The organism is candidate division WOR-3 bacterium, assembly GCA_016867815.1.
Classification (GTDB): Bacteria; Hydrothermota; Tepidihabitantia; order Tepidihabitantales; family Tepidihabitantaceae; genus UBA2258.
The window spans coordinates 1-23,726 of record VGIR01000032.1 but is presented as its reverse complement, the minus strand read 5'-3'; the positions used below and the strand labels follow the sequence as shown (position 1 = coordinate 23,726).

Below are 23,726 nucleotides of genomic sequence, written 5' to 3'. Positions count from 1 at the left end.
TTATGGCAGACTCCTCTGCGTCCGACTCGATCAACGCCGTCGAACTCGTCGGCGTTTCGCGGCTATACCAGCATTCGTGGCCGGCCCTGACCGATGTGAATCTCACCATCGAGAAGGGCGATTTCATCTTCATCCTCGGCGCCACCGGCGCCGGTAAGACCACACTGCTGCGACTGCTGTATCGCCAGGACCTCGCCGACTCCGGCAAGATCAAGGTCCTCGGGTACGACCTCAAGAAGATGCCTCCCTCCGAAGTACCGCACCTCCGGAAGCGCATCGGTATCATCTTCCAGGATTTCCGCCTGCTGGCGGAACGGACTGTTTACGAGAACCTTGAATTTGTGCTGAGGGTCATCGGCACGGACCCGAAGGAGATTCCGGGTCGAATCCAGGAGTCGCTCAACCGGCTGGGCCTCGTCCACAAGAAGGACTCGTATCCGCACCAGCTTTCCGGCGGCGAGCAACAGAAGACCTCGATTGCCCGGGCCCTGGTCAAGGAACCGGAGATACTCCTTGCGGACGAGCCGACCGGAAACATCGACCCCAAGGCCGCCGCCGACATACTGAACATTCTCAAGGATATCAACTACCAGGGCGCCACCGTACTCATGGCTACTCATGACGCAGACCTGGCGGAACGCACCCGGCGACGGCGCGTGACCCTCGACGCCGGCAGGATAGTACGCGATGAGACCTAGCCACATCCTCCAGGAGACTTTCCGCAGCATCAGCCGCAACCGCGGCAGTTTTGTCCTGGCGGCGACGGTTCAGGCAATCTGCCTGGTGCTGTTGTCCGTGTTCATCATCCTCACCTGGAATCTCGTTCGGCTGTCGGAAGCGGCCAGGCGAAACGTCGAGCTCTATGCGTTCGTCGCCGACCAGGCCGACCCGATGCTGCTGGTACAGCGGATTGCCTCGCTCGATGGTGTGGCCCAGGCGCGCTACGTTCCCAAGGCCGAGGCTCTCACCGAACTGCGGGCCGACCTCGGGTCTGACTCGACCCTCGTGGACGCGCTGGAGCAGAACCCGCTACCTCCTTCAGTTCGCATCACGGTCCGTTCCGGGTTCGCGTCTCTCTCGGAACTGGCCGCTATGGAGCAGAAGATCCAGCTGATTCCCGGGGTCACCGAGGTCTGGTCGGGTAAGGAGATGGTCGAACGGCTCGAGGTTATCACCCGCACGGTGATGTTCCTCGACATCGGCATCCTCGTAATCGTCTTCTGCGCTGTCCTTTTCATCGCCTTTCAGACCGTGGAGTCTTCGATTGCGTCGCGCCATCACGAGATACAGATCATGGAGCTTGTGGGCGCTACGAATGCCACTGTCCGCCTTCCGTTCCTCTGTGAAGGAACCGCCCAGGGCATGCTGGGCGGAGCGGCCGCGTTCGTCCTGGCGGTGTTGTTCCACCGGCTGGCGGCAGTCGTCATACCGGCGACCGCCCTGCCGGTCGGAATCGTGCTGCTCGCTGACCTCGGTCTCGGAGCTCTGTCCGGTGTTGCCGGCTCGCTCATCGCTCTCAACCGCATTCACCGCGCTCCCCAGGCAGTCGTCACGGACGATAGTGAAGAGTGACGCGCCAATCGTCGCTGGCTAGCCGCCGTCTGCCGGTCGCGGTCCTTTGCTCTGCACTGCTGGCAGCGGCACTTGCGGCTCAGCCCCTTCCGCTCCTGAATCCGGACACTACCGCGTCCGCAGCACCGGAGACGCTCACCGTCCGGCAGCTCGAAGAGCAGATAGAGCAGAACGAGGCTCAACTCGAGCAGACCAGACAACGCATCGCTCAGGTCGAGAGCCAGCTCGCCGACCTGGCGGGCAAGGAGCAGGCCGGGCTGGCCAGGTTGGCGTCGCTGGAAGAGCAGATCGGACTCACGCGGAGCTACCTCGCTCGACTCAGGAACCAGGCGGCGGCGCGCTCCGGCGAGATCGCCCAGGTCGCCAGACAGATTGAGCAAACGTCTGCCGAAGCCGCCAGCCGCAAAGATGCGCTGGGCCGCCGGCTCATTGCCATCTACAAGTACGGCCAGCTCAATCCGTTGACCGCCCTCCTCTCTACCCGCAGCGTGCCTGAGGTCTATCGCAAGATGCTCTACCTGCGTTGGGTCGTACGCGCGGACCAGCGTCTCGCCGCCGAGCTGGCGCAGGTCAACCTGGAACTTTCCGCGCAGCGGTCGCGGCTCGTCGCCGCCCAGGCCGAACTCGATCGCCTGCAGCGCGAGCAACTTGACCAGCAGGCAAAACTGAATCTGGCGATTGCGGCCGAATCTGCACTGCTCCGGAAGGTACGAAACGAGAAGGAAACCGGCCGGGCCCTCCAGCAGCAACTCACCGAATCCTCGGGCCGACTCCGCGATCTGGTCGTCGGCCTGCAACTCAGGAAGGAGAGGGCACTGCCCCCGACGACTTCCGAGTTTGAGACCGGTAAGGGCAGCCTGCCCTGGCCGCTGCGCGGCAAGGTGATCGCCACGTTCGGGTCCAAGGTTCATCCCCGCTACAAGACCAAGACCAGCAACCTCGGGATCGACATCAAGGCCGGGTCGTCGGCCTCCGTCAACACGGTGGCTCCCGGGCGCGTCGCCTACGCCGATCAGTTCATGGGCTACGGGAATCTGGTCATCGTTGACCACGGCGGGGGCTTCTACAGCCTCTACTCGAATCTAACCGAGATGTCGGCGCAGGTCGGTGCCGGCGTCGCCGCCGGCACTCAAATCGGAGTCGCGTCCGACTACCTGCACTTTGAGATCCGCAAGGACGGCAAACCGGTCAACCCTATCGACTGGCTCAAACCCTAGCTGGTGCCCGACCCTACCCCCTCTGCCCCGCTCATCCGTCTCCCGCTGGTAGGTCAGACCAAAGCGGTCCGCTTTCTGGAATCGTGGGTGGCCGGCGGCGAGTTTCCACCCCTGCTTCTCACCGGACCGGCCGGCGTCGGCAAACGGACCGCTGCCATTCTTCTGGCACAGGCAGCCAACTGCACCGACCCGGGACATCGGCCCTGCGGAGTCTGCCGCCCCTGCCGGTCAAACGCCGGGCTCAGCTACCCGGATCTGAAACTGCTGCTGCCAATCAAGCTGCCCAAGAAGGACCCGGAGATCGAGGACATTGCCCGAGCGACGCTCGACCGTTATCCTGACTTCACTCTGGGTCAAGCCCAGCCATTACCCGACACCAAACTCAAGATACCGATTGATGCGGTACGCTGGTTGCGCATCGAAATGGGAAAACCTCCGCTCCTGGCGCGGCGTCGTTTCTTCGTGGTCGTCAACGCACACCAGATGAATGCCGAGGCGGCCAATTCGCTGCTCAAGGCGCTGGAGGAACCCCAGGCCCAGAGCACCTTCATCCTGACCTCGGCGCGCCCGGCCTCTCTGCCTGCCACTATCCGCTCACGCTGCCAGGCGATCCGATTTGCCGCAATCGACCAAAACCTCGTCAGCCGATGGCTGAGCGAGAATTCGAGCGCATCGCCGGCCGACGTCGAACTTGCCACGGCCCTGGCCGATGGGTCAATCGGAGCGGCCCTGCGCTTCCTGGACAACCGGGAGGAATTCCTGGTCGCTCCGGTAGTGGACTACTTCGCCGGGCGGTCCGGCAGCGATGAAAAGTCGGTCCTCGCGACGCTTGATGCGGGCAGCCAGGCCCCGCCGGCAGCAGTGACCGGGACTCTGCTGTTCCTGTACCAGGAGGCCCTGCAAGTGAAGCTCGGTGGCCGGTCGGCCTACGCGAGCAGAAACCCGGGTGTCATAGAAACGAACTCCGGCCGCGATGCCGAATACCTGCGCCGGGCATTGAAGTTCCTGCTGTCGCGCAGCCGAGAGGCGGGAACAAATGTCAACGCGCGGCTCTTCAATTACACCCTGCTGACTACCCTGAAGCCGCCGGCCCGGGGCCGGCTATCGGCCTGAATCGGCTGCGGTCGGATCGAGACCGACCATCACCATTTCCTTGAGCACCGAGTAGCGCTTCTTCCCTATTCCGGACACCGACTGCAACTCGCCCACGTGTCTGAACCCACCCTTGCGCCGTCGGTACTCGACAATGCGTCCGGCCAGAACCGGCCCAATCCCGGGCAGCCCTTCAAGCTGAAGGACCGTTGCGTGATTGAGGTCGACTGGTGACGGCAGTCCAACTGAGTCCACTAGAGGCTTCCCCGGCGCTTCCTGAACCACTGCGATCGGGTTGAGCGCTGCCTGACGCTCAAACCTGGCCCGTTTGTAGTAGAAGATGCCGAAACCGAGAAGGAAGGCCACTGTCACCAACAACAAGACAGCCTGCTCGCGCCGGTTCACTAGAACCTGAACAGAACCCAGAAGTCGATGTTCATGGACTCGGTGGTAGTAACCGAGAGTCCCCGGCTCTGGTTGTAGCCGGTAGTCAGCCCCGCTTCAATACTCCGGGAGAATCGATATGAAGCCGCCAGCGATGTGCCGAATGAGTTGTCGCGCTGCAGTTCGCTGGTTGTGTCCGCCGGCGAGCCTTCGGCCCAGAGCTGGAGCCAGCGGTGAGTCTGAGAGAAACGAAGCGACCACGTCAAACTCAGGTCCGACGAGAACTTGACCTTTTTGAGAAACGGGAGCTTCAGGCCCTGTGGGGCGGAGAAGGCGTAGGAGAGAGAGAGGTCGGCGCCGCGCGTGTTCGTGTGCGTGACGCTGCGCTCGCCTCCCGACTCATCCATGAAGTTGGTAGTTGAGCCGAAAGTGTAGTTGGCCGAGAGCGTCGTGCTGACGCGCTTCTTCCATGTGGTACTCCAGGAGAGCAGCGGACTGAACTCATTGTTGTCGGTTTCGCTGCGTCCGAGCATGCCGAGTGATTCGCGGGCAACGCTGTCGCCGCCCACCAACTGGTGGTAGGCCACGAACTGCCCGCTGACATCGCGACGATGCCTGTAGCTGGCGGTGAGCCGGGAGTCGGTCGCCCAGTTCTTGAACAAGCTGTGAACCTTGCCCTGGGTCAACTCCAGGTCGGGCCAGGTCGTGCTCCGGTCAAGCATGGTTTTCGAGAGAATACTGAGCAAGTCCTGTCCTTCAGTCGACTGGTAGGAGATGCGAGCCGTCAAATCGCGCACCTGAGCGCCGGTCGAGATTCTGAGTGTGTTGCGACGCTCCCGGTTGGCACTGGTCGGCCGCCTCAGGCTGTCAAAAGGAAAGAGGTCGCTGAACCCGAGGCGGTAGTGCCAAGGCGAGGCATCGTATACTCCCACCAGGTCGCTGTTGCGCGTCATGGTGTAGCTCACCTCGACCGGATCGAGCGCCCGTGACAACCCCCCGGCTCCTCGCCGGAGAGCATCGAGGGGACTGGACTTCGGCTGCGGCGGGGCGACCGCGCCGGTCGTGTCTTCACCAGCCAGCGAATCCACCCCCAGAGAATCTTCCCTGGGTTCTCGTTCCAGTCTTGCCCCGCGTGGCTTCGCAGCCCTCGACTCCGCCGGAGCAAGTTTGCCCAGCAACTCCGGCAGGTCGGCGCCCAGCGTGAATGCCAGGTCACCCGAGTTGCTCATGTTCCGGTACGCCGAATAGCCGGTGCCGACCCTGGCGCGGTCATCTGAGTAGTCCCCGTTGAAGTCGATCCCCGGGGTAATGGCATCAACAATCTCGAAGTTGTATCCGGCATCGAAGCTGTGTTCGCGGCCGGCCTCGGTGCCCATGGCCAGAAACCAGAGGGAATCGGTTGACGGTACCAGCAGGTCTCGATCGGTCTGTACGTCATATCCGAATGTCAGGTCCTCTATCGGCGAGTAGTCCACCCCCAACTCGGTACCGAGGCCGTGTCCCAGCAGCGTGTCAACGCGGAAGGCGCTGTCGGGGCTGGCACGCGTGCCGCGCAAGGACCGCTGACTGGCCTCGGTAACGCCCAGCCTGATGTCCTGCGGAAACCAGGCCAGTTCGTTGTCTTCGCCCAGCCTGACTTTGAGGTCGGGGGCCACCGCGTAGCTCCACTGGAACGTTCGCGCCGAGGATGAATCGCGGGCCAGAGGAGCCCGGACCTGGCCGCGCCGGCCGCGCCACGACAACGCCATAGCTTCCAGCGTGTAGTTCAGCCAGGGATTTCCCGACTTCTGCTTGCGCACGTTGTCAATCAGCAGCTCCTCGCTCCGTCCCGCGGTCAGGTAGTCCGGTGATGAGGCCAGTTCGCCGGGGAGCAGGAGATCAGGATAGAGCGGCGAGAACTTGGGCACATCACGCTGGTCGGATATCGAGTAGCCCACCGGCAGGACCAGACCCCAGGCAACCGGCAGGAGCCGGTCAAGATTGGCCCGCAGGCTGGCGCCGACGCTGCGCCCAAACCCGCCGGCCTTCACGCCCCGGCCCTCGCTGAAGCGGCGGAAGTTCGGGTCGGAATATACGTAGCTCAACCCCAGCGAGACGAAGTCCGAGAGAGAGACATTGGCGCGAGCCTGCAAACCGTATCCCGGGTCTCGGTGCGGAGCCGTCAGCCGCAGATCGTTGAACCAGAGCCCGCCGGATTTCTTGCCGCCATCCGGGTTCTCTATGCCCAGCGCCGTGTAGCGGATATCGGAGAGCGACGGAGTTCCCATCAACCGATAGGGACCGCTCGACCAGAGGCTGGCCGCCGGCACGTCGGCCTCATCCCGCCGCTGCTTCAGCGCCGGGAAGGAGTCCAGCGGAATCACGAACTCGTACCACCTGCCGTCGCGGCCCGGTACGACCGCGCCGCTCGTGGCCGGTGCCCGGTACTCGTAGTAGTTGACCGAATCCGCCCCCAACCTGAGGAGGAAAGCCAGACCGTTGCCGTCGTCGTGAATGTACATCCGCATGTCGCGGTACTCCCGGTAGTCCTCCTTGTCCACCGAAATCTTGTTCACGGTTGCGCGGCGGTAGCCTTGCAGGTTCTCATAGCCGAACAGAAGCGCTGCCTCGTCCTCAAGATTGCCGTTGGCATCGCGCTTGAGCTGGAACGGCGGCAGGTAGCTGGTGTCGGTCTTGCGGGAAATCTGCGTCGCCCAGACCTTCTCCGTCGTATCGACCGGGACGTGGCCGGGCATGCGACCGGTATCACGAAGCGACGTGAGCAGCGGGCGGGCCCAGCGGCTGCCGACGAACTCGATGGAGTAAAAATCGATCGTGTCCGGTTCCTCAAAGTCGTCGAACCAGACTCGGACCAGCCGGATATCTTCCCACTTGGGCTGCCCCACGGTCCTGAAACCGATGCTGTCGCGCAAAGAAACGCGGCATAGCTTCCAGCCGTTGACAAGATCGGTGAAGTACCGCGTGTCGCCCAACGGAATATCACACTCGAAATAGTGGTTGTAGCGCGAGAAACCGTTGCGGTCCAGGTCTTCGGCATCCAGGTAGTTGTTGCCCTCTGTGCCGGTCGGGTTTGTCTTGCTCTCAAAGTCGTCGTTGCCGTCATCGGCCGAGTCCGCACCCCAGAGGCTGTCGGTCCCAAAGACGCCATCGAGACCCGCATCCTCCGGTGGATTGGCATCAAGCACGCCGTTGGCGTTCTTGTCCTCGGTGTTGTTGCGGCCGTCCAGACCGACGATTGCCCCATCCCGGTTCCGCCGCGGCGCGTCCTCGTCGATGGACATCCCCACCGTGACGTGGATCGTCCCGGTGCGCGACCTCGGCTTCAGGATCATCCGCAGGTCCTCGACATCGCTCAGGTTCATGCTCATCCCGGACTGCGCGGCCGATGTCATCATGCCGGCCCAGGATTGCCGATCACCTGAGTCCGGGGAGAATACGACCTTCAGTATCTCGTGCCGCTCCAGGTCCCGGTCTTCCGTGGCCCCGAACACGCTGTCGTTGCGCACCCCGATGGTCGGTCTGACCCAGACCAGCCGGGAGTGCGCGAAGTGGGCCGTGTCCTTGCCGACCGGTACCGAACTGAACGACCACAGCACCGGCGCGGTTGACACGTCGCGCGTGATGGTCGTTCCCTCGAAGTCGTCCAGGTAGGCGACGCCACGCGTGTTCGGGTCAGGCATGGAGATCGCGCCCTCAGCCGAGGCGCTGAAGGAGGACGGGGCCTGGGCGCGCAGTAGTGGCAACCGGTCAAAGAACGCGCTGGCCGCGTTCGAGGTGACCGAATAGGAAGCATCGGTAGCGGCGATTACCCGGCTGAAGGGCTCGGAACCAAGCGACGGCTTCTCGTCCCGGGTGCCATCGCTGCGGTAGAAGACGCTGGTGCCGAGCTTGCCCTGCTGGGAAGCCGCCCACTCGGCCCGGCCGCCGACCAGGGACTTCTGGGAAACCGAGAAGAGCGGGCTGTACTCGTAGGTAACCTGGATGTCGGCATCCGGCGGCAGCGCCCGGACAAAAGAAAGAACGCCACTTGAGTAGTCAATCGTGTAGTCGCTGTTCACCAACCACCGCTCGCCGTTTACAACGACCTTCTCGGAACCACTGGTGATATCCGGCTGGCCGAGGTAGTAGGACTCAGTCGCACTTGAGTACTCGGCGACCATGTAGTACTTGAGCCCCTCGCCGGATCGAAGCGAACTCGGATCGCGCCGATAGATCAGAGGCTCTCGTACCGAGAGCGCGCTGGTATCGAATGGCTTGGACCCCGGAAAGCGAATGAACCCCGTCTTGGTCTCGAACTCCGGGTACTCTATCCGGCCGTCGCGGTTGGGGTCGAGTCCCAGCACTTCTGCGAATTTGCGGCCCTGGTTGATACCGGCGTCCTCACGCTCCAGGTCCGTTGCTTCCGGTACGTCCCGGAACAGTCGAAACGACGAGAGCGACACTTCCCCCTGCGGCAGGGAATAGACGTTGCGCTGCTCGTGGTCCCAGGTCAGGGAGAGCGAATCGGGCATCTCCGGCTTCAGGAGCTTCAGCACGAGGGAATCTCTCCACAGGTTTCCCCCGACGGTGTCGTTGTCGGTGAAGACAACCAGGCCGACTACGTCGGACTGATCGAGTGCAGCGGCAAACTCGATGATGTTGCCTGTCTGAAGGAAGTAGTCCTTGCCGAGAGACTTCAGGTCGAAGTCGCCGCCTGCCCGGTCGTAGTCCCAATCCGGCAGCGAATCCGGCGAATCGGGAAAGACGGTTGCTATGGCCGCATAGGTCTTGCCCTGGTTGTTACTGGGGTTACGGTCATCGACGTAGACCCGCAGATTGCTGATGGTCCCGGGCACGTCAACGTGATAGAAACGGCGTGTCACATACTGGTACTCGTAGATCGTGTCAGTACTCACTCGGCGCCTGCCGGTGAAGCTCTGGCTTTGGCTCTGAGATTGTTCGCGCGAAGCGATTGCGTACACATCCACCCCGCCGACTTTGCCCTTGGCCGACGCTCCGAACAGACCGTGATGCGTCGGCAGATCGCCGGTGTAGCCCGTACTGGGTATGGTCAACCGGGTGTCGCCAAGTTCGACCGACTGGATGATCTCGTCCTCTGTACCGGTGTAGGAGAGCATTACCTTGTTCCGGGACTCCTCCCGCTCCGAATCGTGGTCGATGCTGACCTTGGTACGTTCGCCGATGGTACCCTTGAGTAGCACCGAAAGCTGCTGCTCCATCTTCAACTCCGGGAAGAGGCTGCTGCTGCCCAGGGATTGCGCTGCCCCGTGGACAAACGTCTGGCGACCGCCGAGCGTGATGCGGTCTTTTCCGGAGATGTCGATCTTGCTTCCCTCTCCGAAGAGCGGGAGCTTGGGCAGCTGTATGTCCGGAATGAGGCCGGAGGCGTCGGCCTCAAGCTCCTGTTTCTCCCGGTTCCGTGCCGCCTCACTCTGCCAGGCCTCTCGGACCGACTGGGCCAGCTGATAGTCGAGGTACTCGCTGATAGGCAATACCTGGTCAACTCCGAGGAAGTAGTCTCCGCGCCAGCGGTCGAGGTAGACAAGGCCCAGAGAGTAATCGATCCGCGGCACGATTCGCGGTGGATCGTAGAGCGAGTAGGCCGCGGCCAGGCTGGCGGCAAGCGCCAGAAGGAGAGCTGCTCGTCTCATCGCTGGATCTCTAGGCGTGGATGCTAGGCGTAGGACGTCAGGATCTGCTGCAGCCTGTCGGCCAGCTTCTCAGGCGAGAGCCCGGCCTGGTCAAGCAGCCAGTCTCGCGGTCCCTGTTCGTAGAAGCGGTCCTCAAGCCCAATCGAAGTCACACGGGTACGCCTGCCCGAACGCTCGATCAGCTCGCTGACGGCGCTGCCGTATCCTCCGGATAGCACGTTCTCCTCGACTGTGACGATCACAGGGTGTCGGTCGGCGAGAGAGAGAATCAGTCCCCGGTCCAGCGGCTTGACGAAACGGGAGTTGATCAGAGTTACGGTCACCCCCCGGTCTCTCAGGATTTCCGTCGCGCGACTCGCAACGCCTGCCATGAAGCCGACTGCCAGCACGCAGCCGCCCTCGCCTTCGCGTAGCACTTCGGCTTTGCCGAGTTCTATGGGTGCGATACCCGTCGCCCGTTTCGACATTGACCCGCCGCGCGGGTACCTTATGGCAGTCGGGCCGTGAACGTAGCCTACCGCGAATTCGAGCATGGCGGCAAGCTCGGCCTCGTCCATGGGCGCCATGACCGCCAGCCCGGGCACCATGCTGAGGTAGGAGAGGTCGAACACGCCGTGATGCGTCGGTCCGTCCTCACCCACCAGGCCGCCTCGGTCAACAGCGAAGACGACCGGCAGCTTCTGCAGACAGACGTCCTGGATCACCTGATCCAGTCCGCGCGTCAAGAAGGTGGAGTACAGTGCAACCACCGGCCTCATTCCCGCCATGGCCAATCCCGCTCCGAAGGCAACCGCGTGCTGCTCGCAGATACCGACGTCGAAAAGGCGGTTCGGGAACTTGTCGCGAAACGGCAGCAGACCAGTTCCGAGACACATCCCCGCCGTGATCGCAGCAACCCGCTCGTCGTTGCCGGCAAGCTCAACCATCTTCTCGCCAAAGGCGCCCGTGAACGTCATCCCGGCCGACGCCAGCGGCTTGCCCGTATCGACGTCAAATGGCCCGGTGCCGTGAAAGACCTCCGGATGCCGCATCGCCGGCTCGTAGCCCTTGCCCTTGCGCGTCACCACGTGGACCAGGATCGGCCCGCGCAATTGTCGCACCCGCTTGAATGTATCAAGCAGATCGGCCAGATTGTGTCCGTCCACCGGCCCGACATATCGGAACCCGAGTTCCTCGAACATGATGCTCGGGACAACCAGGTTCTTGAGGCCCTCCTGGAGCTTGCGGGCCGCGACCCGTGACTTGTCGCTCAGGTCGTCGGGCAGATGCCCAAGCAGGTTCCACGCGTCGGCGCGCAGCCTGTTGTACATCTTTCCGGTGATAATCCGGTTGAGGTAGCCGGCCATCGCGCCGGTACTGCGGGCAATTGACATCTCATTGTCGTTCAGGACAACTACGACATCCTGTTTGAGACAGCCGGCGCTGTTCAGCGCCTCGAATGCCATCCCGGCCGCAACTGAGCCGTCGCCAATGACGGCGACTGAACGCCGCGTCGAACCCCTGAGCCGGTCTCCGACAGCTGCACCCAGCGCCACACCGATCGAATCCCCGGAGTGGCCGGTGTCGAATGTATCGTAGTCGCTCTCCGACTTCTTGGGGAACCCCGAGATCCCGCCCTTCCGGCGGAGTGTTTCGAACCGGTCCCTGCGCCCGGTGATGATCTTGTGGGCGTAGCACTGGTGTCCGACGTCCCAGATAATCTGGTCTCTCGGAGTATCGTAGACACAATGCAGGGCGAGCGTCAGCTCGACGACTCCCAGGCTCGGCGCAGTGTGGCCGCCGTTCTTCGCCGTGGTCTTGACTATCAGGTCCCGGATCTCGGCTGCCAGTTGCTGCAACTGGGACAGCGACATGCGCCGGACATCAGCCGGCGAACGCACGCCTTCAAGCAGCGCCATGGCTATGAAGTCCGCTCCAGAACCAGGCCGGGAAAACCGGCCAGCAGCCGGTAGTCGGTACCCAGCGACCTGAACAGCTTCGCCGACTTCATCGCTTCCGACGCAGCTCGACGCGCGGTTCCGGCTCTCCCCAGCGATGAGATCATCGTCGTCCGCTCGGCCTCGCTCTTCTGCCCGATGTCCAGCAGGTCATCGGTCATCTGGAAGAGCATACCCAGTGCCAGACCTGCCTGCCGGACTCTTCGCTGTGCCGCCGGCGCAGCACCGCCCAGGACCGCGCCCGCGAGCAATGCTGCGGCAATGAACTCCGCCGTCTTCTTGCGGTGGGTCATCGTGACTTCGGACCGAGACGCGCTTCGGAGTCCATCGGACTCGATGTCCAGCATCTGTCCTCCGGTCATTCCTGATGGCCCGACCGCCCGGCAGACGACACCTATGGCGGCGAGCTTGCGGTCAGCCGGCCCCGGGGCGTCGGTGAACACCTCGAACCCGAGCGCAAACAAACCGTCGGCTGCGAGTATCGCGGTCGCCTCGTCGAACTTCCTGTGCAGGCTGGGTCGTCCCCGCCGGAAATCGTCATCGTCCATGCTGGGCAGATCATCGTGTATCAGAGAGAAAGTGTGGATGAACTCGATGCCTGCGCAGAACGGCAGCACGACCGCCAGATCGCGGCCTCCGGCGGCGCGGAAAGCTTCAAGCGCAAGCATCGGGCGTATTCTCTTGCCCCGGCCCAGCACCGCATAGCGCATGGCTGCCGCCAGCCTGGCCGGCACCTCTTTGTCGAAGCGCAACACCCGGCGCAACTCCGCATCCACCAGTCTTCGGTCTGCCTCCACGATCCGCTGCACTTGAGTCACAGTTCTACGTTCCCGACGCCAGTTCCGCAGCTCGTACGGTATTGGCGAGCAGCATTGCCACCGTCATCGGACCGACTCCGCCCGGAACCGGCGTGATGGCCGATGCCTTGGCAGCAACCGACTCAAAGTCAATGTCTCCGACCAGCTTGCAGTCGTTGCTGTTCGTCCCGGCGTCGACAGCGACAACTCCCTCCGTCACCATCTCGCCCGTCACGAGTCCGGCTCGCCCAACGGCCACCACCAGGATCTGGGCGGTACGACAGACCGCGCCCAGGTCCGGAGTGCGGGAGTGGCACACGGTCACGGTTGCGTCGCCGCGCTCTCCTCGCAGCAGCAGCATGCTCGCCAGCGGCCGCCCGACGAGGTCACCGCGACCGACGATGACCACCCTCCTGCCCGGGATGGAGATGCCGTTTCGTACCAGGAGTTCGATTATCCCGGTCGGCGTGGCCGGCGTGAACCGAGGCCGTCCGGACGCGAGCGCCCCGAGGCTTGCCGGGCCTAGTCCGTCGACATCTTTGTCAGAGCCTACCAGCTGGAGTACGGCACACGCGTCAATCCCGCGCGGCAGTGGAAGCTGGACTATGAACCCGTGGACTGTGGAATCCAGGTTCCACGCACCGATCACCCGGGCAATGTCCGCGAAACAGCAGGCATCGGGCAGCCGTTCGACCCGCGCGTCGATGCCGATCATTGCCGATGCTTTCACCTTGCTGGCCACGTAGATGCTCGAAGCCGGGTCAGCTCCGACCTGCAGGATGCGCAGGCCTGGCTTCACCCCGCGGGCCTGGAGCGCGTCAACGCGCCGGGCCAGCTCGACCCGGACGGCCTTGGCCGCTGCCCTGCCGTCAAGCAGCCTGGGCTCTGCCATCATTTCCCGCGTAATTGATATGGATACTCCAGTCGGAGTGCCAATTGCCACACCGAGTTGTGGTGCTGCACCGGCACGTAATCGGGGCTACCGTCGTCAGTGCGCAGTCTGGATCAGGCAACATTCAGGACAGAATGCTCGCTAGGTGCTCCTTTCGCACGAGACCATTCTTACACAAAACTCCCTCTCCGTCAATAGGTGAGTTCTCCCGGTCAACGACACCGGGCTTCCCGGAGCAAGTACCTGGCAGGTCAGGTCTTGACCCGGGAAGCCCTTTCCCGATTCCTTGAAGCTACCCCGTCAGCTCAGTCGCCGGGCTCGACTGCGATGTAGAGGACGGACCCACCGCGGTTGACGCGGAACAGGACGGCTCTGTTGCTGCCCCTGAACTGGCGCACCGCGCGGCTGTAGTCGTCCATGCCACCGATCCTCGTCTTGCCGACCTCAAGCACGATGTCGGCGGCCTGGATGCCGGCCTCGTCAGCGGCGCTACCCGACTCCACGTCCTCAACGATCACGCCACCCGAAACCTTCGCCTGTGCCCGCTCGTCCTGGGTGAGACTACGGACGCTGATCCCGAGCCAGACCGATGGCTGCTCCTCCTCTTGCGAAGGCGCCTGCTGCCCATCCACGGGCAGTGTCGCCAGGGTCAGGCCCTTGCTCAACCGCTCGCCATCTCGGACGATCTCGACCGTTATCTTCGATCCAGGCGAGAACTCCGCCACGCGCCTCCGGAACTGCTCGACGCCGTCGACTTTGACTCCGTTAACCGAGGTAATCACATCTCCCGACTCGATGCCGGCTTTGTCCGCCGGTTGGCCTGAGATGACTTCCGCAACCAAGACGCCCTTGCTGTCCTCCAGCGCCATTGCCCGGCGGATTGCCTCGGTAACCGGCTGAGGCCTGATACCCATGTATCCTCGCACCACTTTGCCGGTCTTGATGAGCTGGTCGGTAACCGACTTCACTATGTCGACCGGGACCGCGAAGCCGATGCCGACGTTGTAGCCGGTAGGGGTCCGGATTGCGCTGTTCACGCCCATGAGTTCGCCTTTGATGTTCACGAGCGCGCCGCCCGAGTTGCCGGGATTGATGGACGCATCGGTCTGTATGAAATCCTGGTAGGTCGGGCCCTCGGGCAAAGGCAGGCCGGATCGGCCCTTGGCCGATACGACACCGACCGTCACCGTACCTCTGAGACCGAACGGATTCCCGACCGCTATCGCCCAGTCACCTACCTTGATATCGGCTGGGTTCGCCAGCAAGACCGCAGGCAGCGGCTGCTTGCTCTCAACCTTGAGAACGGCAAGGTCACTCTGGGGATCCCGGCCCACAACCTTCACGGCCTTGCCTTTGAACTCCGTCTCATCCGAGAGACGGACGGCGATCTTGTCGAACCCGGAAACGACGTGATTGTTGGTGACGATGTACCCGTCCGTACTGATGAGAACTCCGGAACCCAGCGAGCCCTGCCGCTGTTCCTGCGGCATCTCGGGCATCCCCCGCATGAAATCCCGGAAGAACTGCTCGAGCGGGGTACCCTCCAGCCGAGATCGCTCTGACACCCTGACCGTCTTCTCGGCCGAGATGTTGACGACCGCGGGCAGCACGGCGTCAGCAACCTGCGCGAACGGGCTGTGGTCTCCTGCTCCCAGGCCAAGCCCGACTTGCGCCAGCTTCGTTTCAGTCTGAGCCAGTGACGGCCGCAGGCTCAGTGCCCCGGCCAGCACCAGTCCGACTACAAACGCTACAAGTACGGCCGGCGCCAGTATAGCGCCGACCAGTTTCAGCGATATGCGATGATTCACCTATCCTCCGTTTTCGTCTATCCACCAGCCCCGACCGATCCCTTATGTTCCCAATGTACAACTATAAGACGCTGCAACCCCTCTGTCGGTTCGCAGAAGGAGTCTTTTTGGTCCGGACGCCGGCGTCCGACAGTCGTCTCCCCTGCCCGCAGCCGGACTGCCGGCTACCCCTCTACCAGGCCCTCGACTTCTCGCGTCAGAAACTCGTTCGCAACGCTCTGGGCGACAAGATCGAGAAACACCGTCTCTCCTCGCCCCAGCTTCTCAGCCGCTACCGCCTGACGCTCTAGGTACTTCAGGCATTTCATCAGGTCCGCGGCCTCCGTTCTGGCCATCTGCTTCTCCCCGCGCTCGTGCCGGGTCGCAATCGACAGCAGCTCGTCGCCGAGCATCTGCACCCGCGGGTCAGGTGAGCGGAAGTCGAATATGAGCCCGCTTGACCGGGTCCGCATCGTGTCGGCTGCGTTGACGAATGCCTGGCGTGCCTCGTTGTCCTTCAGGTCGCGCACCCGGCTACGGCGGAACCGCGTTACGCTGAGGCGCAGGTTGTGGAGCACGTCGCCGTATCGAAGCTCCATATCGGGCCCGCCGCCCAGTTCCGCCAACTTCAGCAGCGAGGCCCGAGCCCCGGCCCGGAAATGAGGGCACGTGTCCGGGCAGTCGATCGTCCGGCGCCTTCCCTTGCCGCAGCACTGGGAGCAGATTCGGCGCTGGTCGGAAGTGCCGGCCGCGGTCCGGCCGTGCTCCAGTGCGGATCCGGCGAGACACTGCCTGTTCGCCTTGCGGCCGCATACATGGCACACTGCGCTCATGGCCCAATCATACCCACCGCCAGCCAATCCGCAAGTTGACCCGCGCAGGTGGCGCTGTATCCTGACCCGATGGCCCACCAAGACGGATCCAAGGGTTCACGGGTTCAGGGGTCCGGAAAGAACCCGGAACCCCGGCACCCCAGAACCCCGGCACCCCAGCACTGTCCGACAGGGGCCGTTGAGGCCAACCCCGCCTACCAGTCGGCGCGGGACGATTTTCTCGTCTGGCTGGAGAAGGAAAAGCAGTTCTCAGACCACACCCTCCGCTCCTACACCAACGACCTCGGCCAGTTCTTCGAGTACTGCTCTGACCGGCTCGGCGGCAAACCGCTGGCCGCTCTCACGCACGCCGACATCCGCGACTTCCTCGGCGCGTTGCTCCGCTACGGATACGAGAAACGCTCGGCCGCACGCAAGCTGTCCACCGTCAAGTCCTTCCTCCGCTACCTCGTTCGCAAGGGCGTGCTCTCGGCGAACCCGGCGACCGCGGTCAAGGGCCCGCGGCTCGAACAGCGCCTGCCCGGATTCCTGACCCAATACCAGGTGCGAGAAGCCATCGAAATCAAGGGCAACGCCGAGGTCGTGGTGCGCGAGCGGGCGATTCTCGAGACGCTGTACGGTTCAGGCCTGCGTGCCGCCGAACTGGTCGGCCTGAATGAGGCTGACGTCGACTTCGTCGCCGAGACTATCCGCGTGCGCGGCAAGGGCGGAAAGGAGCGAATCGTACCTTTGGGCCGGGCCGAGAAGCAGGCGCTGGACGAATGGCTCGCCCGCCGCACTCACAAGCACGCGGAGCCGGTCTTCACAAACAACCAGGGCGGACGCCTCACGACCCGCAGCATCCAGAACATCGTCCGGAAAGCGCTCTCAAGGGTGGCCGATGCCACCGCTACCAACCCCCATTCCCTGCGCCACGCGTTCGCCACGCACCTGCTGGAACGTGGCGCTGACCTGCGCGCTGTTCAGGAGTTGCTGGGGCACGTCTCTCTCTCAACGACGCAGATCTACTCGCACGTCACCGTAGAACGGCTGAAGCAGGTATACGACCGCGCCCATCCCCGGTCCGGTTTTCAGAAATGAAGGGGACTGTCCCCGCACGGGGACTCTCCCCAAAGTGCTACTGGAACTGACCGAGCAGCTCGTCGAGCAGGTCCGGGATGCGGTCCGGGTCCGAGAGACGGGGTCCCAGGGTCTCCCCGAGCAGCTCATCATAGCTCTTGCGGCCTGACCTGTAGATGACGCCGACTGGAATCCGGTCTCCCCACTCCAACGCCTTGTGATAGGCTTTATCCCGATCGGTCGGGTCGTGCTTCTCGTCGGCCAGGTCGTAGATGCGATGACTGTACCACTTGGCCGTATTGACGTGGTTGAAGCTGACGCAGTTCTGCAGGATCTCTACCAGTGAAAACCCGCGGTGCTGAACCGCCAGCTTGATGATGTCGGCAAGCTGGCGCGGCCTCGCGCAGAATCCCCTGGCCACGAACCCGGCATCCATCATCACCGCCAGGGCCAGAGGCCTGAAGGCAGGCTCGATCGCGCCGCAGGGCGTAGTCCTGGTCTTCATCCCGGGCTCGCTGGTGGGCGAAGTCTGGCCCTTGGTCAGCCCGTAGATCTGATTGTCGTGAACCAGATAGGTCATGTTGACGTTCCGGCGCAGGGCATGCAGGAAATGGTTCCCGCCCTCCGCATATCCGTCGCCGTCTCCCCCCTCAGCCAGGACGACCAGACCGGGGTTGGCGAGCTTCACCCCGGCCGCGACCGGCAGGGTCCGGCCGTGCAGGCCGTTGAACAGGTTGCAGCGGATGTAGTGCGGGGCCTTGGCCGCCTGCCCGATTCCCGAGACAAAGCAGGACTGCTCCGGTTTCAACCCAAGCTCTGAGAGCGCCAGCTTGACCGCTTCGCGGATGCCGAAGTTACCGCACCCCGGGCACCAGGCAACGTCAACGTCTTTGGGCACTGCCCATTCTTCAGCCAAGGTGCGCTCCGCCGCTATGCGCATGGATGACGCGCATCAAATGACCAGTTCCTCGTTGATTGGTCATTAGGAATTGGGTATTGGGAATTGGTGTAGCCATCTATCTCATCATCTCCTCAAGCCCTGCCTCAACCTCGGCGACCGTGAACTGCCGGCCGTCAAACCGCCGCACTGTCCCCGCTGCGCGAACGCCGCACTCCTGCAACAACAGCTGGGCCAGTTGTCCCGAGTAGTTCTGCTCGACAGTCAGAGCTCTCTTCTCCTTCCCGACAAGACCGGCTACGGCATCAACCGGGAATGGCCAGATATGGTTCAGGTGCACCATCGCGGCATTGAGCCCCTTGGCCCGCAGCCGCTTGAGCGCCTCTGAAACCACCCCGCGACTCGAACCGAAGCAGAACACCAGCGTCTCAGCCTTTTCCTCACCCTCAGCCTCAACCTTAACCTCGACCTTGACCCTGGCCTTGACCTCAGCCTCAGCCTTAACCTCTGCCTCTACCTTCGGCACCGCCAACTCCCGCCTGATACCAGCGAGCTTCGCATTCCGCTTGTTCACCATCAGTAGCCGTATCGCCGCCGATTCGGCAATGTGTCCTTCCTCGGTATGCTCATCGGAGTCGGCGTAGACAAGCTGTTGCGCCGTTCCGGGAAGCACCATCGGCGACACGCCACTCTCCGTGACTTCGTACCGTCGGTACGAGTACGGCTTGATGGCTGCAGAATCCGGAACCAAGGTCGAGGGACTAGCGACTCCGGACCTAAGACGGCTCCGCTCAACGGTCCACAGTGCATCGGCCATGAACTGGTCAAAGAGAATGATAACCGGGGTCTGGTACTTCTCGGCAATCCGGAACGCGTCCTGCGCAGCATGGAAAGCCTGTTCCGCGTCCGCCGGGGTCAAGACCGCGCGCGGAAACTCGCCGTGCCCGGCATAGATGGAGAACAACAAGTCAGCCTGCTCGGTCCTGGTGGCCATTCCGGTTGCCGGGCCCGGCCTCATCCCCACGCACAAGACCAGCGGAGTCTCAGTCATTCCGGCAAGGCTCAGGGCCTCGTTCATCAGGCAGAACCCGCCTCCGGCAGTGCAGACCATTGACCGCGCTCCGGCGAACGCAGCCCCGATGGCGAGATTGGCAGCCGACACCTCATCTTCGGTCTGCTCCACAATCAGACCTGCCTCCTGCGCGTGACGGAAGCAGTATTCTACAATCGGCGTGGCCGGCGACATCGGATACCCGGTGACGACGCGCACGCCTGCAGCGATTGCGCCCAGCGCCAGTGCCTCCGCCCCGGAGATGAGTACCCGTTCGCCGGGCACGCCTCCTGCCAACTTGGGGGGACAGCACCCCTTCCCGCCCTCCACGACCGCACGAAACCCGGCCTCGGCTGCGGCCACGTTCCGCCTCACCACCTCCTCGCCCTTGCCTCGGAACTGACCACTGAAGATCTCTCCGAGTCCGGCCGGGTCGAGCCCAACCAGGGCCAGCGATGCGCCGACCGCAACCGCGTTGACCATCACCGGTTCTCGGGCAAGGTCGGCGAACGGCAGCCTTACTGCATTGACTCCCTCGGGTAGGGTGCCTGCCGCATCGGTAACAACGACTGCATCCGGCGCGAGATGAGGGATGTGTCGTTCGACCAGCGCCGGGTCAAGCGCGACCAGGACTTGCGCCGCGTCGCCGTCGGCATACACCGGCTCTGTGCCGACCCGCAACCGTGCGAAGTTGTGTCCGCCGCGAATCCGCGACATCACGTCCTGCGACAGAAAGACGTAGTACCCGGCCCGGACCAGCATCCATGCCAGTGTGCGTGAGATGACCTGCAATCCCTGCCCGGCATGCCCCGCGACAATCAGGTCCATCTCGTTCACTCGAACTCCCCGATTGCCTTCTTCGCCACGCTCACCGGGTCCGCACCTCGGCGTTGGCCTCCGCGGCCACCGTCCGACGGTTCTGCGTTCGCCGTTCGCACTTCCCGTCCTCTCCCCTTGCCCTCACTTCGGCGTTCGGCGTTCGCCGTTCGCCGTTCCACCAGGCCGCAAGCCTCATAGGCCTCCCGGCGCGAACTGTAGAAGACACCGATAGGAATCTGCTTGACCTCTCCCTCAGCCGGCCATTCGAGGGCCCGCGCCCGCGCCGCATCCGCGTCCGCGGGATTGTGCGCCTCGAGTGCAAGGTCATAGACCCGTTCCTTGTACCAGTCAAAAGTATTGACGCGGTTGTAGGTCACACACGGCTGCAGGATGTCGATGAACCCGAGCCCTTTGTGGTTCAGCGCCTCGCCGATCAGGCGGGCAAGGTGCTTCATGTCACCGGCAAATCCCCTGGCGATGAAGCTGCCTCCCATAGCGAGCCCGGCCGCCAGCGGGTTGAACGCGGGAACAAGCGCGCCCATCGGCCGGTTCTTCGTCGCAAACCCGAAGCCGCTGGTGGGGGCGATCTGCCCCTTGGTCAGACCATACACGCCGTTGTTGTGTACGAGGCAGACTATGTCCGGGTTGCGCCGGAACGCGTGCAGCAGGTGATTGCCGCCCTCGCTGTACATGTCGCCGTCGCCGCCCACGGCAATGACCTTGAGTTCGGGGTCGGCGAGCTTCACACCGATCGCGTGCGGCAGGGCCCGGCCGTGCAGCCCCTGCAGGAAGTTGGCGCCCACGTACTGCGCCACTTTGCCCGACTGCCCGATACCGCCCACAACCACAACCTGCCACGGCTCGAGCCCGGCCGCGGCCAGCGCCTGCCTCAGCGCCGCGAGGATGCCGAAGTTCCCGCACCCGGGGCACCAGGTTACTTCAGCGCTCGCCGACCACACCCTATCCTCGGCCATGCTGCTCTCCATCGTCCAAGACGATCCTGTTACGTCTCAAATGACCAATTCCCAATTGCCAATTCCCAATCAAGTCCCAATGTCCCAGTGCCCAACCCGGCATCGAGACTCGGTCATTTCCCCTTTCGTTGGGAATTAGCAGTTCGGAATTAGGAATTGTCACTGGCATCTGTCGCCGATCTCCTCTGCCAGTGACGCCGCCTCAAACGGTCTTCCATCATACTTCAGCACCTGCGCGTCGGCCTTGATGCCTGTTTCCCGTCTGAGCAGGGAGGCAAGCTGTCCGGTCGAGTTACCCTCGACCGTGATGACCTTGCGCGCCGAGGAGAGCCTTGCCGCCACGCGCGCGCGCGGGAACGGAGCCAGCTCGCACAGATGGAGCAAAGCCGCGCTCATTCGCTCCTGCCGCAGAATGTCCACGGCCTCGCGGGCCGCGCCATAGGTCGAGCCGAAGCAGACAACGACGCAGTCCGCCGTCTCCTCCGGGTAGCAGGTCGGCTCATCCACCGCCTTGGACATCGCCGCCAGCTTCATCATCCGCTTCTCGTGCATCTTTGTCCGCACGCCGGCATCCTCGGTCTGGAAGCCGTCTTCGTTATGCTCGGCCCCGAGCATGTGGACCAGTTGACCGCGCAACCCCGGCCGCAGCCTCGGCGACACTCCGCTCGGGGTGAAAGCGTAGCGCCTGTAGCTGTGGGCAGGACGGCCCTGCCACGCCTGCTCGTCAAAGTCATCGCTCGCCTTGACGCGGCCGAAGTTGAACCCCGGCACGGTCCAGAGCGAGTCCGACAGGAACTGGTCCGAAAGCACGATCGCCGGCACCTGGAACTTCCCCGCCAGCTCGAATGCCCGGTTGGTGGCGTAGAACGCTTCCTCTGCGGTGCCGGGCGCGAACACGAAACGCGGGAACTCGTCCTGCGACGCGCTGATGGCGAAGAGCAGCTCGGCCTGCTCGGTCCGGGTCGGGAACCCGGTGGCCGGGCCGGGCCGCATCGCGATCACAATCACCACAGGCAGCTCGGCCATGGCGGCCATGCCCAGACCCTCGACCATCAGCGAGAACCCGCCGCCGGAAGTAGCGGTCATGGCGCGCGCGCCCGCGTAGGAAGCGCCGATCACCATATTGATGGCCGCAATCTCATCCTCGACCTGCTCCATCACCAGCCCGGCCTCAGCCTGCTTCGCGGCCAGATACTCCATTATCGAAGTCGAGGGCGACATCGGGTACCCGGCATAGAAACGCACGCCCGATGCCAGCGCGCCCAGCGCAATCGCGTGGTTCCCGGTCATCAGCAGCCGCTGCCCGGTGCGCGACGGCCGACTGACGATTGCCGATTGCCCCAACACCCGACACTCGACACTCGACATTCGACATTTCCTCACATAGTCAGCCCCGGCCTTCAGACACTCGAGATTCTGACGCACTACCTCTTCGCCCTTGGAATCGAACCGCTCCTTCAGCAGACTCTGCAGCTTCGAAAACGGGGAATGCACCGGATTGCGGTCGCGTCCTCGCGACCGGGGGCTCTCCCCGTCTTCCGTCAGCGCCATCAATGCTCCCAGTCCGACCACATTGGCCATCGTCTTTGACCCGCCGTGCTTCTCGGCGATCTCCGCCATCGGCACCCTGAACACCCCCGCCTCCCGTCCCGCCTCCTGCATTCGACCTTCGAGCTTCGGACTTCGGGCTTCGGTTATCACCGTCCCGCCTTCCACCATATCCTCACGGTGTTCGTCCACCGAACGCTCATCCAGCGCCAGCAGCGCGTTGAACTTCCCCGGCGCCGAATAGACCTGCCGGTCCGAGACCCGCACCGCAGTGAAGTTGTGTCCGCCGCGAATGCGGGACATCAGGTTGGGATAGGAGAACGTGTAGTAGCCGCTCCGCACCAAAGCGCGGGCGAGAAGCTCGGACGCGGTATCAATGCCCTGCCCGGCCTGCCCGGCAATGGTCAGCGCGACATCCGTCACAGATGTATGTTAGGCGACCCCTGCCCCAACGCAAGCGAATTCGCTTGCCGGGTGTCAACCACGGATAGGCACGGATGCGCTGTCCGACAGGGGCCGTTGCGGTCAACGCAGATGACACAGATCCCAGCAGTGAACCACGGATAGACACAGATCAACACGAATGTTCCTGCCTCGATCTCAACCTCGACCTCAGCCTAAATCACTCATTGAGCGCGGCGTTGCGTCTCGCGAAGCACCAGTCGAAGCTCGCGGGAAAACACCGGCCGACGCATTCCGACTTGCTTGCTCACTTGCGCGAGCAGATGCGTCATTCGCTCCATCTCGACCTGAACCTCGACCTCAATCTCAAGTTCTATCGTTCGCTGTACCGCGAGTTGCTCGCGAACTCGTACCAGTCGTTACTCCGGCAGTTGTTCGCGACGTTGCTCGTCTCGATGTTCACCGCGTTGGCTTCTGGCTTCTAGCTTCTGATCTTTGACTTCCTAGGTCTGCCGATGCTACCCCCCAGGCGGCCTGTGGGCCGAGGAGTGGGCAGCAGAATTGTGGTCCGACGCCCAGCCCATACTACAGGTTGTGGGTCTTCTAACCGGCTGCAAATGGCCCTCGACCAGCCCAGACAGGACCTTCAGACGCCCCTAAACAGGTGTTTCTAGCCGAAATGACATAGTTGTGTGCTATGTTGTCTGCAAAATGGCCGGTCGAAACGGCGGAAGACGGCAGGCGATCAACTGGCCATGGGGTCTCGTAGAATGTAGGGATGAATCAAGAAAAGGAGACCCCAATGGCCAGTAA

General features: G+C 63.2%; 17 protein-coding genes. 6 read left to right on the top strand and 11 right to left on the bottom strand.

The genetic code is table 11. The features are described 5' to 3' along the window. Positions 1–2: 2 nt before the first annotated feature. From ftsE to FJY68_06600, 4 genes are read left to right on the top strand one after another with little or no spacing between them, the layout of a single operon-like run. Entirely contained in the window at positions 3–698 is a 696-nt protein-coding gene (gene ftsE / locus FJY68_06615) for a cell division ATP-binding protein FtsE (GenBank protein ID MBM3331510.1), read from the top strand. Beyond that, positions 688–1,572 carry an FtsX-like permease family protein gene (locus tag FJY68_06610; GenBank protein MBM3331509.1) on the top strand — a complete coding sequence of 295 codons (885 nt, stop codon included), beginning with the start codon at positions 688–690 and terminating at the stop codon, positions 1,570–1,572. The genes ftsE and FJY68_06610 overlap by 11 nt, the downstream gene beginning before the upstream one ends. Further along, positions 1,569–2,789: a hypothetical protein gene (locus tag FJY68_06605; protein MBM3331508.1), complete on the top strand. Its 1,221-nt coding sequence runs from the start codon at positions 1,569–1,571 to the stop codon at positions 2,787–2,789. Before FJY68_06610 ends, FJY68_06605 begins: the two co-directional genes overlap by 4 nt. Continuing rightward, the gene (locus FJY68_06600; GenBank protein MBM3331507.1) at positions 2,790–3,902 is read left to right on the top strand and encodes a hypothetical protein; all 1,113 of its coding nucleotides are present in this window, start codon (positions 2,790–2,792) and stop codon (positions 3,900–3,902) included. It abuts the gene before it with no gap. Here FJY68_06600 and FJY68_06595 read toward each other — a convergent pair. The 7 genes from FJY68_06595 to FJY68_06565 all read right to left on the bottom strand — a co-directional run bounded on the left by FJY68_06595 (position 3,891) and on the right by FJY68_06565 (position 16,162). Beyond that, positions 3,891–4,307 (bottom strand): hypothetical protein, encoded by a 417-nt coding sequence (locus tag FJY68_06595; protein ID MBM3331506.1) that lies wholly within the window; start codon positions 4,305–4,307, stop codon positions 3,891–3,893. The two genes, FJY68_06600 and FJY68_06595, sit on opposite strands and share 12 nt — an antisense overlap. Continuing rightward, positions 4,286–9,916 carry a hypothetical protein gene (locus FJY68_06590; protein ID MBM3331505.1) on the bottom strand — a complete coding sequence of 1,877 codons (5,631 nt, stop codon included), beginning with the start codon at positions 9,914–9,916 and terminating at the stop codon, positions 4,286–4,288. Before FJY68_06590 ends, FJY68_06595 begins: the two co-directional genes overlap by 22 nt. A 23-nt stretch (positions 9,917–9,939) precedes the next feature. Continuing rightward, positions 9,940–11,814: a 1-deoxy-D-xylulose-5-phosphate synthase gene (gene dxs, locus FJY68_06585; protein ID MBM3331504.1), complete on the bottom strand. Its 1,875-nt coding sequence runs from the start codon at positions 11,812–11,814 to the stop codon at positions 9,940–9,942. Positions 11,815–11,816: 2 nt separating this feature from the next. Further along, positions 11,817–12,662, bottom strand: coding sequence for a hypothetical protein (locus tag FJY68_06580; protein ID MBM3331503.1), 846 nt, complete (start codon positions 12,660–12,662; stop codon positions 11,817–11,819). A 13-nt stretch (positions 12,663–12,675) separates the two neighbouring features. Further along, the gene (locus FJY68_06575) at positions 12,676–13,542 is read right to left on the bottom strand and encodes a bifunctional 5,10-methylenetetrahydrofolate dehydrogenase/5,10-methenyltetrahydrofolate cyclohydrolase (protein ID MBM3331502.1); all 867 of its coding nucleotides are present in this window, start codon (positions 13,540–13,542) and stop codon (positions 12,676–12,678) included. A 305-nt stretch (positions 13,543–13,847) separates the two neighbouring features. Next, a complete protein-coding gene (locus FJY68_06570) occupies positions 13,848–15,350 on the bottom strand; it encodes a Do family serine endopeptidase (GenBank protein ID MBM3331501.1) in 1,503 nt (500 codons plus the stop codon). A gap of 164 nt (positions 15,351–15,514) precedes the next feature. Next, a complete protein-coding gene (locus FJY68_06565; GenBank protein MBM3331500.1) occupies positions 15,515–16,162 on the bottom strand; it encodes a hypothetical protein in 648 nt (215 codons plus the stop codon). A 69-nt stretch (positions 16,163–16,231) separates the two neighbouring features. Here FJY68_06565 and FJY68_06560 point away from each other — a divergent pair, with 69 nt between their 5' ends. After that, positions 16,232–17,242 (top strand): tyrosine recombinase XerC, encoded by a 1,011-nt coding sequence (locus FJY68_06560; GenBank protein ID MBM3331499.1) that lies wholly within the window; start codon positions 16,232–16,234, stop codon positions 17,240–17,242. 37 nt (positions 17,243–17,279) lie between these two features. Here FJY68_06560 and FJY68_06555 read toward each other — a convergent pair whose 3' ends face one another. From FJY68_06555 to FJY68_06540, 4 genes are all read right to left on the bottom strand, one after another. Next, entirely contained in the window at positions 17,280–18,161 is an 882-nt protein-coding gene (locus FJY68_06555; GenBank protein ID MBM3331498.1) for a 2-oxoacid:ferredoxin oxidoreductase subunit beta, read from the bottom strand. A 76-nt stretch (positions 18,162–18,237) separates the two neighbouring features. Next, complete coding sequence (locus FJY68_06550) at positions 18,238–20,007, bottom strand: 2-oxoacid:acceptor oxidoreductase subunit alpha (GenBank protein MBM3331497.1); 1,770 nt, start codon at positions 20,005–20,007, stop codon at positions 18,238–18,240. Then, positions 20,004–20,963: a 2-oxoacid ferredoxin oxidoreductase gene (locus FJY68_06545; GenBank protein ID MBM3331496.1), complete on the bottom strand. Its 960-nt coding sequence runs from the start codon at positions 20,961–20,963 to the stop codon at positions 20,004–20,006. Before FJY68_06545 ends, FJY68_06550 begins: the two co-directional genes overlap by 4 nt. 159 nt (positions 20,964–21,122) lie before the next feature. After that, positions 21,123–22,934, bottom strand: coding sequence for a 2-oxoacid:acceptor oxidoreductase subunit alpha (locus FJY68_06540; protein MBM3331495.1), 1,812 nt, complete (start codon positions 22,932–22,934; stop codon positions 21,123–21,125). Positions 22,935–23,152: 218 nt separating this feature from the next. Here FJY68_06540 and FJY68_06535 point away from each other — a divergent pair, with 218 nt between their 5' ends. Beyond that, a complete protein-coding gene (locus tag FJY68_06535) occupies positions 23,153–23,398 on the top strand; it encodes a hypothetical protein (GenBank protein MBM3331494.1) in 246 nt (81 codons plus the stop codon). Positions 23,399–23,726 lie beyond the last annotated feature (328 nt).